General features: G+C 60.8%; 11 protein-coding genes, 1 tRNA gene and 1 pseudogene. 10 read left to right on the top strand and 3 right to left on the bottom strand.

Going from position 1 to position 14,574, the window contains the following annotated elements; translation table 11 throughout:
• Positions 1 to 3: 3 nt before the first annotated feature.
• Together AWB76_RS11460 and AWB76_RS11455 are read right to left on the bottom strand one after the other, a co-directional pair.
• Positions 4 to 1,521 carry an ATPase domain-containing protein gene (locus tag AWB76_RS11460; RefSeq protein ID WP_061160389.1) on the bottom strand — a complete coding sequence of 506 codons (1,518 nt, stop codon included), beginning with the start codon at positions 1,519 to 1,521 and terminating at the stop codon, positions 4 to 6.
• A gap of 563 nt (positions 1,522 to 2,084) precedes the next feature.
• Positions 2,085 to 2,468: a hypothetical protein gene (locus tag AWB76_RS11455; RefSeq protein WP_061160270.1), complete on the bottom strand. Its 384-nt coding sequence runs from the start codon at positions 2,466 to 2,468 to the stop codon at positions 2,085 to 2,087.
• A gap of 1,852 nt (positions 2,469 to 4,320) precedes the next feature.
• On the opposite strand from AWB76_RS11455, the gene AWB76_RS11445 reads away from it, so the two are divergent.
• The 5 genes from AWB76_RS11445 to AWB76_RS11425 all read left to right on the top strand — a co-directional run bounded on the left by AWB76_RS11445 (position 4,321) and on the right by AWB76_RS11425 (position 6,569).
• Complete coding sequence (locus tag AWB76_RS11445) at positions 4,321 to 4,764, top strand: Hsp20/alpha crystallin family protein (RefSeq protein WP_061160387.1); 444 nt, start codon at positions 4,321 to 4,323, stop codon at positions 4,762 to 4,764.
• Positions 4,765 to 4,791: 27 nt separating this feature from the next.
• Positions 4,792 to 5,199, top strand: coding sequence for an Hsp20/alpha crystallin family protein (locus AWB76_RS11440; protein ID WP_061160269.1), 408 nt, complete (start codon positions 4,792 to 4,794; stop codon positions 5,197 to 5,199).
• A gap of 184 nt (positions 5,200 to 5,383) precedes the next feature.
• Positions 5,384 to 5,950 carry an Hsp20/alpha crystallin family protein gene (locus AWB76_RS11435; RefSeq protein ID WP_061160268.1) on the top strand — a complete coding sequence of 189 codons (567 nt, stop codon included), beginning with the start codon at positions 5,384 to 5,386 and terminating at the stop codon, positions 5,948 to 5,950.
• A 15-nt stretch (positions 5,951 to 5,965) separates the two neighbouring features.
• Positions 5,966 to 6,038 (top strand) — tRNA-Lys (locus AWB76_RS11430).
• Positions 6,039 to 6,308: 270 nt separating this feature from the next.
• The gene (locus AWB76_RS11425; protein ID WP_061160267.1) at positions 6,309 to 6,569 is read left to right on the top strand and encodes a hypothetical protein; all 261 of its coding nucleotides are present in this window, start codon (positions 6,309 to 6,311) and stop codon (positions 6,567 to 6,569) included.
• 462 nt (positions 6,570 to 7,031) lie between these two features.
• Here the strand turns inward: AWB76_RS11425 and AWB76_RS11420 are convergent, their stop codons facing one another.
• Positions 7,032 to 9,473: a hybrid sensor histidine kinase/response regulator gene (locus tag AWB76_RS11420; protein ID WP_082864417.1), complete on the bottom strand. Its 2,442-nt coding sequence runs from the start codon at positions 9,471 to 9,473 to the stop codon at positions 7,032 to 7,034.
• Positions 9,474 to 9,900: 427 nt separating this feature from the next.
• On the opposite strand from AWB76_RS11420, the gene AWB76_RS43030 reads away from it, so the two are divergent.
• The 5 genes and pseudogenes from AWB76_RS43030 (at position 9,901) to AWB76_RS11400 (ending at position 14,394) form a co-directional block, all read left to right on the top strand.
• The gene (locus tag AWB76_RS43030; RefSeq protein ID WP_374729925.1) at positions 9,901 to 10,071 is read left to right on the top strand and encodes a hypothetical protein; all 171 of its coding nucleotides are present in this window, start codon (positions 9,901 to 9,903) and stop codon (positions 10,069 to 10,071) included.
• A 714-nt stretch (positions 10,072 to 10,785) separates the two neighbouring features.
• Positions 10,786 to 10,905, top strand: a pseudogene (locus tag AWB76_RS42865) (SDR family oxidoreductase); the annotation flags it as partial.
• Between the two features lie 505 nt (positions 10,906 to 11,410).
• On the top strand, positions 11,411 to 12,313 hold the full coding sequence (locus AWB76_RS11410) for a DUF72 domain-containing protein (protein ID WP_061160265.1): 903 nt from the start codon (positions 11,411 to 11,413) through the stop codon (positions 12,311 to 12,313).
• A gap of 422 nt (positions 12,314 to 12,735) precedes the next feature.
• Positions 12,736 to 13,884 (top strand): SMP-30/gluconolactonase/LRE family protein, encoded by a 1,149-nt coding sequence (locus AWB76_RS11405; RefSeq protein WP_061160264.1) that lies wholly within the window; start codon positions 12,736 to 12,738, stop codon positions 13,882 to 13,884.
• 123 nt (positions 13,885 to 14,007) lie between these two features.
• Positions 14,008 to 14,394 carry a hypothetical protein gene (locus tag AWB76_RS11400; RefSeq protein WP_341844987.1) on the top strand — a complete coding sequence of 129 codons (387 nt, stop codon included), beginning with the start codon at positions 14,008 to 14,010 and terminating at the stop codon, positions 14,392 to 14,394.
• The last annotated feature ends 180 nt before the right edge of the window (positions 14,395 to 14,574 follow it).

Genomic DNA, 14,574 nt, shown 5'->3' with positions numbered 1-14,574 from the left:
GCGCTAGTCGGAGAAGGGTTTCTTCGTGCCGCTCGAAGGAGGCAGCATCGCCGTCTCCCCCTGGTATCTGGGTAGACCACCCAGAATGCCTTCAAAGTCGCGCAACGCTTCGCCGACGATTAGACCGCCGCTGCCAAGCTGGAACTGGCGGATCGAGCGCTCGTGTCCACTCGTGCGACTCTTGACCGCGGTGACCGCGGTGAGCACCTCGCCGCGACGCTCGAAGTAACGAAACAATACGACCACGTCGCTGAGATAACTGATATCAATGTCGCTCTGAATCTCGCCAATGACACCGTGCTGTCCCAGAACAAGCATGGTAACCACGCCGCGCTGATTCAGGTAGGTGAGCAACTCATGCATCTGCAACAGCAGATAGCGTTCCCCGGGCATCGCTTGCAAGAACGCGTTGAGACTATCGATCGCGACATAGCGCGCGTTGTCCTGCTCTACGCTTTTCCTAACATCGCTAGCGAATTCGCCCGGTGACATTTCGGCCGGATCGACCTGGCGCAACGTCAGCAGCCCACTATCAAGGTGTCGCCCCAGATCGATGCCAAGGCTGGTTGAACGCCTCAGCAGCGTGGATCGCGTCTCGTCAAAAAGATAGTAGACGCACGTTTGTCCACGCTCTAGTGCAGCCAACAGACACGACGCGACCGTGGTCGTCTTACCGACTCCCGATGGGCCGACGAATACCGTGTTCGTCCCGGGGAAAAGGCCACCGCCTAGAAGTGCATCCAGTGCTTTGGTGCCCGTGGTTAATGCATTCGCTGAATAGTCAATGTGATGCTCTGCCGCGACGAGGCGGGGGTAGACCTTGATGCCGCCGGTTTCGAGGGTCATGTCGTGGTAACCCTCGCGAAACTTAATGCCGCGCATCTTGGCAATGCGCAGCCGCCTGCGTTCGCCGCCATAGTCGTGTACCAGATTGTCGAGGCTGATCACGCCATGCGCGATGCTATGCAGCTGGAGATCACCGGGTTCCGAGGTGTTGTCATCAAGCAGCATCACCGTACAGGCGCGGGTCGCGAAGTAGCGCTTCAAGGCGAGGATCTGACGCCGGTATCGCAGCGGGTTCTGCGACAACATGCGGAGTTCGGACAGGCTGTCGAAGACGAGGCGGACTGGCTTCAGTTCGTCGACCTGCGCGATGACGTCACGCACGGTTTCTCCCAGTTCCACTTCGGCGGGATGCAAGACCGTTTGTTCGTAACGGGGATCCAGGCCCTCATCCGTGAGCAGTTCGATGATCGTGATGCGGGCTGTGTCCCAGCCATGGCTTTTCGCGACGGCGACGAGTTCAGCCTTCGTCTCCGACAAGGTCACGTACAAGCCTGGCTCCGCGATCTCGGCACCCTTGAGTAAAAACTGCATGGCCAAGGTCGTTTTGCCTGCGCCCGGTGCGCCTTCGATAAGATACATGCGGTGCGGTGTCAACCCGCCGCCCAGGATATCGTCGAGGCCCTCAACGCCCGATGCAATACGGCCGGAATCTGGCTGATGGATGATCGCTGACATAGTTCTCAGTTTGGGGTCTGTACCGTCGGGCGCTAGGGCATGCAAAAAGTGGGCCATATTCGCGTCAGCGTTCGCGTCCCAGAGATTGCGCCACTGGCAGGGGCACGGGTAGGGGCAGGGGCACAGGCGCGGGCAGCACAAGTAATGGCATTGGCACCGGCACGGCCGGTCGATGATGTCCTTGATACCGTCGGGCAAGTAAAGTGGAGTTTCTACTTTGGACGTCATGGCCCTGGACCCGGCGGCGCCCATGCAACTAGCCTTCCAGCGTCGTCATACGAGCGAAAATTTTAGCCCTGCGCGCCGACGTGCCGCCGCCGCGCGCCTTTATAGTTGTACCCGATCTCGAAAATGGGATGCGGCGCAAAGCACAGACGCTCGCACTGCGCGCGACTGCACGCCGTGTTGCTGCGCCGCGGACAAGCGATGTTCGATGGCAAGCGGACAAGCGCGAGACGAGGCGTGCTCCAGGTGCTCGATCGCTACAGCTGTGGCAAGCAAGTTGGCTAGACGCGAGGTCACCGCCGGTCTCGCCCTTGTGCTGCGGCTAACCTAGCCTGACATCACTGTATCGGTGGCACGGCACCGACCTTTTCCGCGAGCATGCGCTCATACACCCCGAAGTGCAGGTCGACCTCTTCCTGGGCCACGATCCGGACAAGGATATTGACTTGGTCCGGCAGAAGGCCCATCACCGTTGCGATCGCGGCCTCCAGTTGCGGCGCGCAGATCCGATCCTCCACTAGAGTGGAGCCGACTGTTATATCGTAGGTCTTCTCTTGTTGGAAGACGATGTCGACGATGCGCGCCCGCGCACTCATGTTGTTATCGACCGCGGTTCGCGTCACTTCTGCGAGCTGGTACATGACTTCGGTCGGGAAGCCCTTGGCCGAGCGCAGCCGGATGCGGTGCTTGCCAAGCGTACGCCAATCAGTATCGAATTCCATGGTGTCCTCCAGATCGATCTATTTGCGCCGGACGATATGGGCAAAGCGACGATTTTCAAGCCGTACGTTGGACCGGAAGAGCTAGCACGAGCGGTCAGGCGATGTCATGCACGACGACATCGATTCCCGCAACGGGACCATCGCGCTGTGAGCCTGTCACGACGGTGTCGACGCCTGTCGCCGGGGAGCGTAGCAGCCGTGGGTTCACACCTCCATTGGCGGTGCCTGAAACGCAGTGGGATGAGGGCCGCAGAAGCAATGCGTTTGTGGCGGCGTACCGTGCTCGACCCCAGCTCGCCGTCTCTCGTCTTCGCGGCCTTGCGACGGAAGTCGCGCTGTCACTCGCGGCGGCGCTCGTCAGTTCACCGCGGCGACTTGAAATTTTTGGCGAGATTTAGTACGTTATTTTTAGCTCAGGCAGTGTGTCCGCCGCCCGACCGGTCGCACGCTGCGTGTTTCTATTTGTTTGCTGGCAGCATCGCAGGCGAACCGGAGCGCGCAAGCCCGTTCTCTTCCTTGCTGCGTCGAAGGAGAAGACGATGAGCAAGCTTTTTTGCGCTCGGCTTCGTTTGGTCTGGTCGAGCGCGTCCTCTGCTCGTGCAGCGCGTCGGTCGCATGCGCTACTGGCGGTGCCACGCGTCGAGACTCCGCCAGTTTTCCCCCCCCGTAGAAACGTAGTCGCGCAGCGCCGTTGTGCGTGCAAGCAATTGTGCGATGCGCGTCCCACCGCGTTGTTTGTACGCATGCGTGACTTTCAGGTGCCGCGATAACGCCAGCCACCAACACGCTTTGAATTGAAGAGAGCGATGGACAAGGGATTTGCCCCAATGGGCCTGCAAGAGTATGAGGCGTGGGCTATGAACGCACGAAAGGTATTACTCGCGGCTGCGGCTGCGATAACCATATTCTGGACCGGCGACGCATCTTCAACAAGCTCGCCGCTGCGGACCTTGCCCCTGGAGGGCGATATTTGGATTACGGGGACGATCCAGCGAGGCAGCGACCAGTACGCCCCGGGCGACTATACAACGATCCTCCTGGATCGCCCGGCGACCTCACCCTGCAGCGACAAGGTGGTCAACGATATTCTGCTAGGCGTAAGCGGCACCCAAGGTCCGACGCTATTGCTTCCTTACCTCGACCAGCGGGTGGTCGTCAGGGGGCGCGTGACGTGTCCTAGCTCAGGCATTCGGTTTTCACCACAGCCGGACGTTGTGTTTCCGGTGTGGTAAAAATCGTCCGGTGCTGAATAGGGCAGTCCGTTACTCGGTCTACTCGGTCCGCTTCCAGCACAAAGCGATGTGGTGGAAGGCTACGCGTTACTGGATTGGATTGGCGGTAACGCCGAGCTTGTCTGCCGGCATCCTCTCGTCGCCACGAAGTGCAGATCGACACCTCTTCTGTGTGGCAAAAAATTATCCGCGCGGACGCCACGCTCAGGACGCTCGAAACTGCTGCGTCCCGGGTGTTCAGATTGCTGCCGACCGGCAAACGGATGACTTCGACCGCCGTGCGCATCGCCTCGGGCGGGAAACCTTATTGGAGCGCAAGAGAATTCGGTGCCCCCTCGGCTCATCCATTCCTATTTGAATCGATGGTGTCGTCGCATGTCAGTCAGGAGCGCCGTAAAGATTGGGGAGGCGGCCGTCGATGCGGCCGGCCCTTTCCATCAACAAAACATCGCAGCTCGCCCTTGAAATTCCTGTCTCGCAACCTATCTTAGATTGCGCTCAGGCAGTCGCGCCGCAGTCCGGCGCGCTGCGTGTTTCGATTTGTTTGCCCGCGGCACGGCAGACGGACTGGAACGCGTAAGCCGGTTCGTCTTCCTGCTCGTTCGAAGGAGGAAATGACCATGAGCGAACTCAACTTCGGGACCGACCTCTTTAGCGAGTTCGACCGTCTGCAACGGCAGATGGCAGGCCTTTTCGGCGGTTTCCCGTCCAGTATCCGTTCCGGGCCCTTCGGCGCCTTCCCGCAGATCAACATCGGCTCGACCGACGACTCGATCGAGATCGTCGCGTTCGCGCCCGGTGTCGACCCGCAGAAACTCGATGTGTCCATCGACAAGGGGCTGCTGACCATCAGCGGCGCGCGCGAGCCTTCGCCGCCAGAAGCGACTGGCGACGACATGCGCACCTACGCGCAGGAGCGGTTCATCGGGACTTTCCGGCGCGTCATTGAGTTGCCGCAGCACGCGGACCCCAACAAGGTGACGGCGCAGTACATCAATGGTTGCCTGAGCGTGAGCATCGGCAAGCGGGAAACGTCTAAGCCGCGGGCCATCACGGTTCAATGAGACCCTTCGCGGATTGAGGAGAACATCATGAACGACACGACAGAGCTTTCCAGGAAAGATGAAACTGAAGTGGCCCGGCGCGAAGGTGACCAGTCGCAACGCCGGATCACGCTAACGCCGCCCGTGGACATCTTCGAGGATAGTCAGGGCGTAATCCTGTGGGCGGATTTGCCCGGCGTGACAAAAGACCGCCTCGAGGTAAAGGTACACGATGGCAGCCTGTACATCGAGGCCGAGGCGGTGGTACCTACGCCGGCAGGGCTGCGCCTGCAGCACGCGGAGATTCGTCGGCCCCACTTCGCCCGGGCGTTCTCGCTTGGGGCTGACCTGGACGCATCGAAAATCGATGCGAACCTGAAAGATGGCGTGTTGAAGTTGACAATACCGCGCCGCGACGAAGCCCGGCCGCGCCGGATCGAAGTAAGGACGGACTGAGCCAGCGGGCCGGCAGCAACGGTAGGAAGAGAACAGGGTGGTGGCCGTCTGGCTGCCACCTGTCGACTGCTTGGTCCCCGACTCAGCCTGCGAACAGGCGGAACCGTGCGCAAGCAGTCTCCTCCTAGCGACGTTGTTGCGCTGGTCGGAATGGTGGTCTGCCACGCCAAAGAGGAGAGTACGAATGAACACCGATCCGAAGAAATGGAATCCCTTCAAGTTCCTTCGCGGGTCAGCCCGCAAGTCCGATGCAGACGAGAACTCGGAACCTCCGTCGGCAAACGAACAGTGGCGGGCGTCGTGGCCTGACATTCAGCGACTGTTTTCACGCGAACCGTGGCGTGCAATGGAGGAGTTCCTTCATGACCCATTTGCGGGTCGCGGTGCGCTCGAACGATGGTTCGGCGACTTCAGTTCATCGCGCTTCCAGCCGCGCATCGACGTGGTCGATGAGGGGAAGGTGCTGCGGGTCACCGCCGAACTACCCGGCATGGCGCGCGAAGATCTGAATGTCAGCGTGGAGGACGGGGCGATCGTGCTGCGTGGCGATAAAAAGGCGGATGTGCGCAGCGAAGAGAACGGCTGCTACCGGCTGGAGCGCGCCCATGGAACCTTCGTGCGCACGATCCCGATGCCGGATTACGCTGACCCCGAGCGCGCCCTCGCGAAGTTCGACAATGGCGTGCTCACATTGACGGTGCCGAAATTAGAGCCGACGCGCGCGGCGAGCCGCACAATCGATATCGGCTAGCGCATCGAGGGAACCGGGTCGTTAGCTCAGCTGGTAGAGCAGCGGACTTTTAATCCGTTGGTCACTGGTTCGAATCCAGTACGGCCCATCGAACAATAACGCCAACTCCAAAGGAGGTCTGGCCATCGCCCTGATGCCCGAATCGCTGCGTGTGGCACGCTGGGATCTCTACATAGACAGAGCAAGTGCTCCCTGTCGGAAGGCTGCACTTGCTCTGAGGCGGAGATGCCTGAGCCGACGATCCGAGGTGCGACGAGACGATAGCGACTCATTCAAGTCGAAACCAGCTGGACCAAAAACAAAATATCAGATCAGTTCGGCCCGGACAGGACAAGCTTCCAGGTGTTGGAGTCATCCGATGCTTGACGTACTTCAGGAAACATGGGGCGACTATACAGTCGGCATTCTGACGTTCCCGGTTCTCGAGCTTCAAACGCGGACGTCCTCGCCCGGCGGTTACGTCGCAATCGAGCGCATGGACAGGGGCGGCGAGGTACTCGCCGACGGGCACCTGCCGCGTTCCTCCCGACCGTCCGAGAGTGCGCCCGAAGCTCAACGCAATGCCTTGGAATACGCGATCATCCTTATCGGCCATCGCGTTTTCGACGAAACGTCGTGAAAGGCATGACGCCCTCTCGCTGCGCGACGACGTTGCGCTGTGCACCGCTCGCTCACGCATTCGCCCGCCTCCTGTCGCAGGGGCGCGCAACTGCGCGGGCATGTAATTGGCACGACTTACAACGCGTGCGTCTGCGCATCCCGTCGGCTAACACTAACGAAGCCAGTTTGCATTGCTGCAATGACATGCCGCCCGAGCCCGTTGACACCCGTTTGACTCGACTGCGCAAGTAAGGGGGCGCCGAGAACCCGTCCCCGCCGAGACGCCTCGGACTGAGAGAAGGTCCGCGAAGAACACGTTCGCGAACTCCGCCGAGCTGGATAGACCCGACAGAATGTAGGACCGCAGGCACTTGTTCCGCTCACTGCCGGCCATTTGCGGTCACTGATTTCGAAACTTCTCATGGCAGGCGGGCGCTCACTGTCTCGCCAGCAAACTCGGGGCAGCGCGGGTCTAAGGGCACTAGGATCCAGAGCCCGGTTTCTTGTCTGAGTCGCGGAACCTGTTGTGATCGCCTCTGCCTGCTTTCCGCTTTGCCTGCCGGTTACTAGCCGACTGCAGCGTATCCTGCAACTGCGCAAGCGAATACGGTTTGCGCAGCGCCGACCATTCGAATTGCCGGGTTTCTTGCTCCGGCAGCGTGTTTCCGGAAGCGAAAATAACCTCAAGGCTCGGTTGCATGGCCGTGGCACGGCGCGCCAGCTCCAGCCCCGATATGTCGGACATGACGACGTCTGTCAGAAGAACGTCAATGTCGCCCACTGCAAGCATGTCGAGCGCGCCCGCGGCGCTTTCCGCGCGCCGTGCGTCGATTCCTAGCAGCAGGAGCAGTTCACAGAGCGCGTCGAGCGACGCGGGGTCATCGTCGACCGCGAGGACCCGCAATTCTTCGGGGCGTCGGACCGGAACATCAGGGTCATCGCCGGATTCGGCCATCGGTTGTTCGACGACCTTGCTATCGCTGTCGCCGAGCACCTGCCGTATCTTCATCGCGAGCTGCTGACGGCTGTACGGTTTGCTGAGCAGTTCCACGCCGGGGTCCAGCCGGCCGCCGTGTACGATAGCATTCTGCGTGTACCCTGAAGTGAAGAGCACTTTGAGCCCAGGGAGCATCTGGGTGGCTTGCTTTGCCATGTCGGGGCTACGCAACGACCCGGGCATGACCACGTCCGTAAATAACAGATCGATGTGCACGCCGCTCGCGACGACAGCCAGTGCCTGCTCGGCGTCATTGGCTTTTAACACAGCGTAGCCCAAACCGGTAAGAAGCTCGACAACCGTCGATTGGACCTGCGGATCATCCTCCACCACGAGAATGGTCTCTTCGCCATGCTTCACGCTGCCCCCCGTGCGCGGCGGGAATTCGACTGCCGTACCGGTTGAGCGAGGTAAATAGATCCTGACAGTTGTTCCTTCGCCGATCTCGCTGTAGAGCTTGATATGTCCGCCGCTCTGCCTGACAAACCCATACGCCATGCTGAGTCCAAGGCCAGTACCTTCGCCTTCCGGTTTGGTGCTGAAGAACGGATCAAAAGCGCGCTCCATCACTTCTCGGCTCATGCCGGTCCCGGTGTCCGTGACAGCCAGCATGACATACTGTCCGGCCCTGACGTCAGGGACCGTCGATACGTATTCGTCGTCCAACGTTGCGTTGGCGAGTTCGAGTGTAAGCTTCCCGCCATCCGGCATTGCGTCGCGTGCATTGATGGCCAGATTTAGAATCACGTTTTCCAACTGATGCGGATCGACGAGGATGTTCCAGAGACCGCCCACGACAACAGACTCAATTTCGATCGTCTCGCCCAGCGCCCGGCGCAACAGGTCGTCTAGCACGCGAAGCTGGCGCGCGGGATTAATGACCAGGGGCGCAAGCGGTTGCTGACGTCCGAAGGCGAGCAGCTGAGAGGCCAGTTTCGCGCCGCGATCCACGGCGTCGATCGCCTTGCCCAAGCGCTCGGCGCTCCAGTTGTCCCGTCCGTACCTGCTTTCGAGCAGTTCCAAGTTTCCCCGTAGCACCTGCAGGACATTGTTGAAATCGTGTGCCACCCCGCCGGTCAGTTTTCCCAACGCCTCCATTTTCTGCGCCTGGAACAAAGCGCGCTGCGTTTGCTCAAGTAGTTCCGAAGCACGGCGACGCTCGGTTATGTCCCGGGTGACCTTCGCAAAACCGACGAGCTCACCGTTCTCGCGGATCGCGTCAATGATGACGTGTGCGAAGAAGCGGCTGCCATCCCGCCGCACGCGCCAACCTTCTGCCTCGAAACGGCCTTCGCGTCTTGCCGTTTCCAGCCCGCGAAACGGTACCCCGGCGGCGACGTCCTCGGGCGTGTAAAACCTTGAAAAATGCGAGCCCACAATCTCGCTTTCGCTGTATCCCTTGATCCGCCGGGCGCCGGAGTTCCAGCTTGTGACCCGGCCGTCGGGCGACAGCATGAAGATGGCATAGTCGATGACACCCTGAACCAGCAGGCGAAAGCTCCGCTCGCTTTGCAGCACCGCGTCGTAAGCCGCCTTTTTGTCACTGACATCCTGAACGACCTTTCCAAAGCCCAAAAGCTGACCGGCGCTGTCACGAAGTGCTGTCATGACGACATGGGCCCAAAAACTCGTGCCGTCCTTTCTCAGACGCCACCCTTCGCTAACGTAGCGCCCTGAACTGGCCGCAGCTTTAAGTGCGGCCTCGGGCGCGCCCGAGGCCTGTTCGGTCTCCATGTAAAAGACGGAGAAGGGCTGCCCTATGATTTCGTCAGCCCTGTACCCTTGAATACGTTCGCCCCCCGGGTTCCACGTCATCACGACGCCGTTAGGCGAAAGGGCGAAAATGGAATAGTCGTCAGTAGACCCGGCCCACAGCTGAAGCCACGCAGTGCTGAAGCTGGCGGCGGGTGAGGTGTCGTGGTTCATGGCGAACGGTGTGCGAATACCTGCTGGACAAAAGTTTGTCCTTGCCGCATTTTTCATGCCAGATAGGGTGCAGACGTTTCAATTAGCCGCGTTCTTGAGTTTTCATGGCGCGCTCGCCGCTACAGCGCCAAAGGTCGAGCCTGTTCGGCGGGTCACGCGTCGTTGCAGACGACGTCGATTTATGTGCGGGCGGAGCGTCGGCACATGCTCGAGGCCGCGGCGCGCTACTCACCGGGGACGAGCATAGAGGCTGCGTCGTTCGGCGGCGCAACGAACCACGGCGCCGTTGGCGAGATAAACGACTGGGGTGTGCCATCATGCTCACCGATGCGAACGACATCCAAGCTGATTTTCTAAATGCCGTCATGCGCGAACGGGAAGTCGTTTGGGTTTTCTGGTGAACGGGATCAAACTGACCGGCCAGTTGATGTCGTTTGAGAAATACGTTCTTGCATTGCAGTCGCCGACGAGTATCCAGACGATCTTCAAAAGCGCCGTGTCGACAGTCTGCGAATCACACTTTATAGAGAAGCCACGAACGAGAGATCGTCCGGCGATGCCGCGTGAGCGTCAACCTGCCAGGGGACATGAGCGGTAGTTGAGGTTCCTCGAAGTTAATCTCAAAATGCGAGCCGACAGTCATGCTGTGAGCGGCTTTTTCGTCGATTCAGCGAAGCGTAGGGAAGCCGCATCGGCGCTGCTATGTGCAACGACTGCTCCCTTGAGTATGACCGGCGCCCGACCTATGGGCCGGATACATTCCGAGAACAATGCTGACAAAAGAAGGTTCAAATGCGATGGTCGTCATCGTGCATCCGCTTCGGATGCAGAGTGGGAAATCGAGCTTCGGCAACCCGGAGCTACCTTCAGTATGGTGGCCATTGACTAGGTAGGCGCAGGCGCCTTGACTAGCAAACAGTAGCGGCTCTGTTTATGTATGAAGAAAGTGGCTGAGCCTGATTTGTTGGGTGGGCGTGGCACACCGTCGCAATTGTGTTCGCCGCAACATGAGCGGAGCAGCGAACCACTGAGCATCGCTGCTTTAGGCAGCCAGGACTTGTCCTTTGATCTTTGCTGTCTTTCGCAGTTCGAGCGCGCCGTGCAGGATCGCAAAGTCGACGTTCCTCCAAAGGTGCGAGGCTTGCTCTCTATTCGATGCAGAGTGCGGCGCCGCACCGCGCCTTGAGCGTTGTCCGACCCGAACCCGTGGGTACGCGGGATGTCGACCATCGACGCGGCCGCGCCAGCCGATGGCGCGTGAGGAACGCGCAATGCTTTAGCGCATTATTGCCTCTCCGACAGCGAGTCCACCATGCGAATCAGGCTCAAACCTCTCGACGAACAGGTCATCGTCATCACGGGCGCGACGAGCCGAATAGGGCTCGTCACTGGACGCACCGCGGCCAGACGCGGCGCCAGGCTGATGCTTGTGTATTGCACGCCGTGGCTCATCCGCCGCGCGACGTCTATGCGGGTAGCGCGTCGCGCGGCATGGCCTGGTCCGGGCGCTCGGCGCCGCGAGCGTACGACGCCATGATGAGCCGGCGCGGCGTGAAGTCGCAGCTTACGAGCGAGCCCCGGCGCGACGGCGATGCGCTCTATGAGAGCGTGACAGGCCTGAGCGAACGGTCTGGACGACACGGTCGGGTCCGCGAACGCCGCTTCTACGCCGATGCGCATACCCATCCTGCTAGTGCGCGCGCGGCGCTCATAGGGGTCGCGGGCGTGCCGCTGGTCGCTGCGGCGCGGCGCTATGTGCGCGAGACACAGGGACATCGGCTGACCCGCTTCCTGCGCAGAAGCGTGCATAGTTCATACAGGGAGGGAACAAACTCTTGGAGAGAGCTAATCATGAGCGATTGCTTCCATATCCGCGACGGCTGCCCAGTCCGCACGAATGCGCAGCTACCGCATGAAAGTGCGTACGAGCCCGGGTCATGACAGGCCGCGTGCGAATCGGCATCTCGGGCTGGCGGTACGCGGGCTGGCGCGGTGTCTTCTATCCGCAGAAACTCCCGCAGGCGCGCGAACTCGAATTTGCGTCGCGCCGGGTGCAGAGCATTGAAATCAACGGCTCGCATTACTCCCTGCAACGCGCATCGAGTTGGCGTGCATGGCATGACGCGACGCCCGACGATTTCGTTTTCAGCGTAAAGGGTCCTCGCTATCTCACCCACATGCTGCGCTTTCGCGACGAAACGGCCATCCCTGCGATGGCAAATTTCTTCGCCTCTGGCGTACTGGGCCTTGGCGAAAAGCTCGGCCCGTTTCTCTGGCAGTTTCCGCCGAGCTTCGCATTTCATGTGGCCGACTTCGAGCGCTTCCTAGCACTCTTGCCGAAGGATGCGGCCAGCGCTGCGGCCTTCGCTCAGCAGCACGACACGCGAGTAAAGGAACCGTGGTTCGATGCGCCGAGGAAAAAGCGAGTGTTGAGGCACGCCGTAGAAATTCGACATCCGAGCTTTCTTGACGAGACCTTCGTACGATTACTGCGCAAACACGGCGCGGCGCTGGTCGTATCAGACTCCACGGCTGGCTGGCCGTACGCGGAAGATTTGACCGTCGATTTCGTTTATATGCGCTTGCACGGTACGGAAACCCTTTACAGCGGCGCATACACTGACGAGGCGCTTAACGCATGGACGCACCGCATCATGTGCTGGGCAAAGGGAACGCAGGCCGAGGATGCCCGCCTTATCGCGGCGCACAAGCCGCGCAGTCGTGCATCGCGCGATGTATTCTGTTATTTCGACAACGATCAAAAAGTACAGGCGCCGTTCGATGCTGAACGGCTACGAGAACGTCTCGAAAAAGAGTCCTTTGGCGGTCCATCGCGCTAATGCAATCGTCGATGACCATCAATGCGCCAACGCCTCGCGTTCGAGTTTGTCCAGCGGAAGGTGACGCACGTCCCGGCCGTTGACGAGACACCCAAGGAATCTAGCGGTGTTTTGGCGTGATCTCCGATCCCCCGAGCGAGCCCGTGGATGGTGCCGCGAAACGGACGAGATCGAAGACGCGATGCGCAGGATTCTATAGTGGACCAAGGAAGGCAGCGCCTGAGTGTGCTCGCGATACGCGGCATCGCGACGTGGTCGGATGGCGAGGCGGCCTCAGTCCTCCGCGCGATATCGACGCCCTCCGTGCCGAGCCGATGAAGCGTCGCGCGTCAATCGGTCGGTCAACGCAAAGACAAGCAGAATTGTGAACGATCTGGCACCACGATTGCTGAGATCGCGCATTGTCACCATCGGAGCCGATCATGGCGCCAATCTCCACACCGCTGGGCCGAATCCTCTTGCTCACGCTGAGCCTCGCCGCCTTCGCTCAAGCAGGCATTGCCCAGGAGAGCCCGGACAAGCACGACAATCATGCCCGAGGTGGCGGTCCGCAGCTTCAGCTCGTCGCCACGTTTGAACATCAGGTCACTGGCGTGACGGTCACGCCGGACGGCCGCAAGTTCGTCAACTTTCCGCGCTGGACGGAGGATGCGCCCGTTTCCGTCGCGGAGCTCGGAGCGTCGGGCGATCTGCGTCCTTATCCCGATTCCGAATGGAATAGCTGGCGCAACGCGCGCCGCGACGAAGTCGCGCCACAGGATCATTGGGTATGCGTGCAGTCCGTCGTAGCGGACAAGCATGGCAACCTTTGGGTGATCGATCCCGGTGCACCGGCACAGTCGCTCGTCGTGCCGGGCGCGCCGAAGCTCGTGCGGATCGATCTCGCGTCGAACCACGTCGCACAGGTCTACGCGTTCGATGAAACCGTCGCGCCTCAAGGGAGCTATCTCAACGACGTGCGCATCAGTCCGGACGGGCGATTCGTCTATATCACCGATTCCGGCGTGCGCGGCGCGATCGTCGTGGTCGATACGGCGTCGGGCGGCGCACGACGCCTGCTCGACGGTGATCCAAGCACGCAGGCGGACAAGACCGTCACCGTGAAGGTCGACGGCAAGCCGCTGCAACAGACGGACGGCAGGCGCGTGAGCTTCTCGGCGGACGGCATCGCGCTGACCCCCGACGGACGCTATCTCTATTGGCAGGCGGTGAAGGGCAAGACGCTTTATCGCATCGCAACCGACGCGCTGCAGAACGCGCAACTGAGCCCGCAACAGGTCGCGGCGCGCGTGGAAGTCGTCGGGATCGATGGACCTGCGGACGGGCTATGGTTTGACGAGCGCGGACGTCTCTATGTTTCGTCGGTCGAACATCACGCGATTCGCGTGCGTGAGGGCGACCGGTTCGACACGCTGCTACGGGACCGCGCACTCGTCTGGCCCGACACGTTCTCGGAAGGCGCCGACGGCACGATCTACGTCACCGATTCACGCATTCCCGAAATGAGCTGGTTCGATCCGCAGAGTCCCATCGCGCTGCCAACGCGGCTGTATGCGATTCGAGGACGCTAGCGGCGCGAGGGCGCCGTGGATAATTACGCAGAAAGAGGAAAGCAACGTATGAAACAGCAATTTCATAATCGGATCGTCCGCTCTCTCTGCTCAGGTTCGACAGCGGGACTTGCATCGGCGTCGGTGGCAACGACCGGTGCGCTTCGCGCGGGTCATGCGCCCTACGCCGCGCTGAACGCCGTGGCGCACTGCCTATGGCCGGACGCAACGTCGCAGGAAACGCCGAGCATCAGATACACGGCGCTCGGGGCGACGATCCACATGGGCAGCGCGGTGTTCTGGGGCGTGCTGTTCGAAGCGCTGTGCGATCGGCGGAGCCGTCCCGCGCGAATCGTAAGCGCTGCCGTGGCGACCGCGCTCATCGCCTATGTGGTCGACTACCACGTCGTGCCGAAACGCTTCACGCCGGGTTTCGAGAAGCATTTGTCTAAGCGCTCGCTGGTGATGACCTATGTCGCGCTAGCCGCTGGGTTTGCGATTGCCGCGTTGGCGCGACGCGCGTCTCGCTGACGCATCTCATCGTGAAACACAGCGCTCCTCGCGACCCGCTTCGTGCTTCACTCCGAGAGCGGGACATCGAGCACGTGATGCGCGGCGATGACTGAGCGTTCGTTGATGGCGGGCGGCATGGTCGAATGGTGAAGTGTTCTCGACCATCGACGCGATATCGGCCCCATCCGTGCCAATCGA

Origin of the sequence: Caballeronia temeraria, from assembly GCF_001544795.2 — a bacterium.
Taxonomy (GTDB): Bacteria; Pseudomonadota; Gammaproteobacteria; order Burkholderiales; family Burkholderiaceae; genus Caballeronia; species Caballeronia temeraria.
This window is presented reverse-complemented; position numbering and strand designations above follow the sequence as displayed.

What these genes read in the sequence shown, in the direction of transcription:
- AWB76_RS11460 (WP_061160389.1), bottom strand. Translation starts at nt 1,521, where the DNA reads ATGTCAGCGATCATCCATCAGCCAGATTCCGGCCGTATTGCATCGGGC.
- AWB76_RS11455 (WP_061160270.1), bottom strand. Translation starts at nt 2,468, where the DNA reads ATGGAATTCGATACTGATTGGCGTACGCTTGGCAAGCACCGCATCCGG.
- AWB76_RS11445 (WP_061160387.1), top strand. Translation starts at nt 4,321, where the DNA reads ATGAGCGAACTCAACTTCGGGACCGACCTCTTTAGCGAGTTCGACCGT.
- AWB76_RS11440 (WP_061160269.1), top strand. Translation starts at nt 4,792, where the DNA reads ATGAACGACACGACAGAGCTTTCCAGGAAAGATGAAACTGAAGTGGCC.
- AWB76_RS11435 (WP_061160268.1), top strand. Translation starts at nt 5,384, where the DNA reads ATGAACACCGATCCGAAGAAATGGAATCCCTTCAAGTTCCTTCGCGGG.
- AWB76_RS11425 (WP_061160267.1), top strand. Translation starts at nt 6,309, where the DNA reads ATGCTTGACGTACTTCAGGAAACATGGGGCGACTATACAGTCGGCATT.
- AWB76_RS11420 (WP_082864417.1), bottom strand. Translation starts at nt 9,473, where the DNA reads ATGAACCACGACACCTCACCCGCCGCCAGCTTCAGCACTGCGTGGCTT.
- AWB76_RS43030 (WP_374729925.1), top strand. Translation starts at nt 9,901, where the DNA reads ATGTCGTTTGAGAAATACGTTCTTGCATTGCAGTCGCCGACGAGTATC.
- AWB76_RS11410 (WP_061160265.1), top strand. Translation starts at nt 11,411, where the DNA reads ATGACAGGCCGCGTGCGAATCGGCATCTCGGGCTGGCGGTACGCGGGC.
- AWB76_RS11405 (WP_061160264.1), top strand. Translation starts at nt 12,736, where the DNA reads ATGGCGCCAATCTCCACACCGCTGGGCCGAATCCTCTTGCTCACGCTG.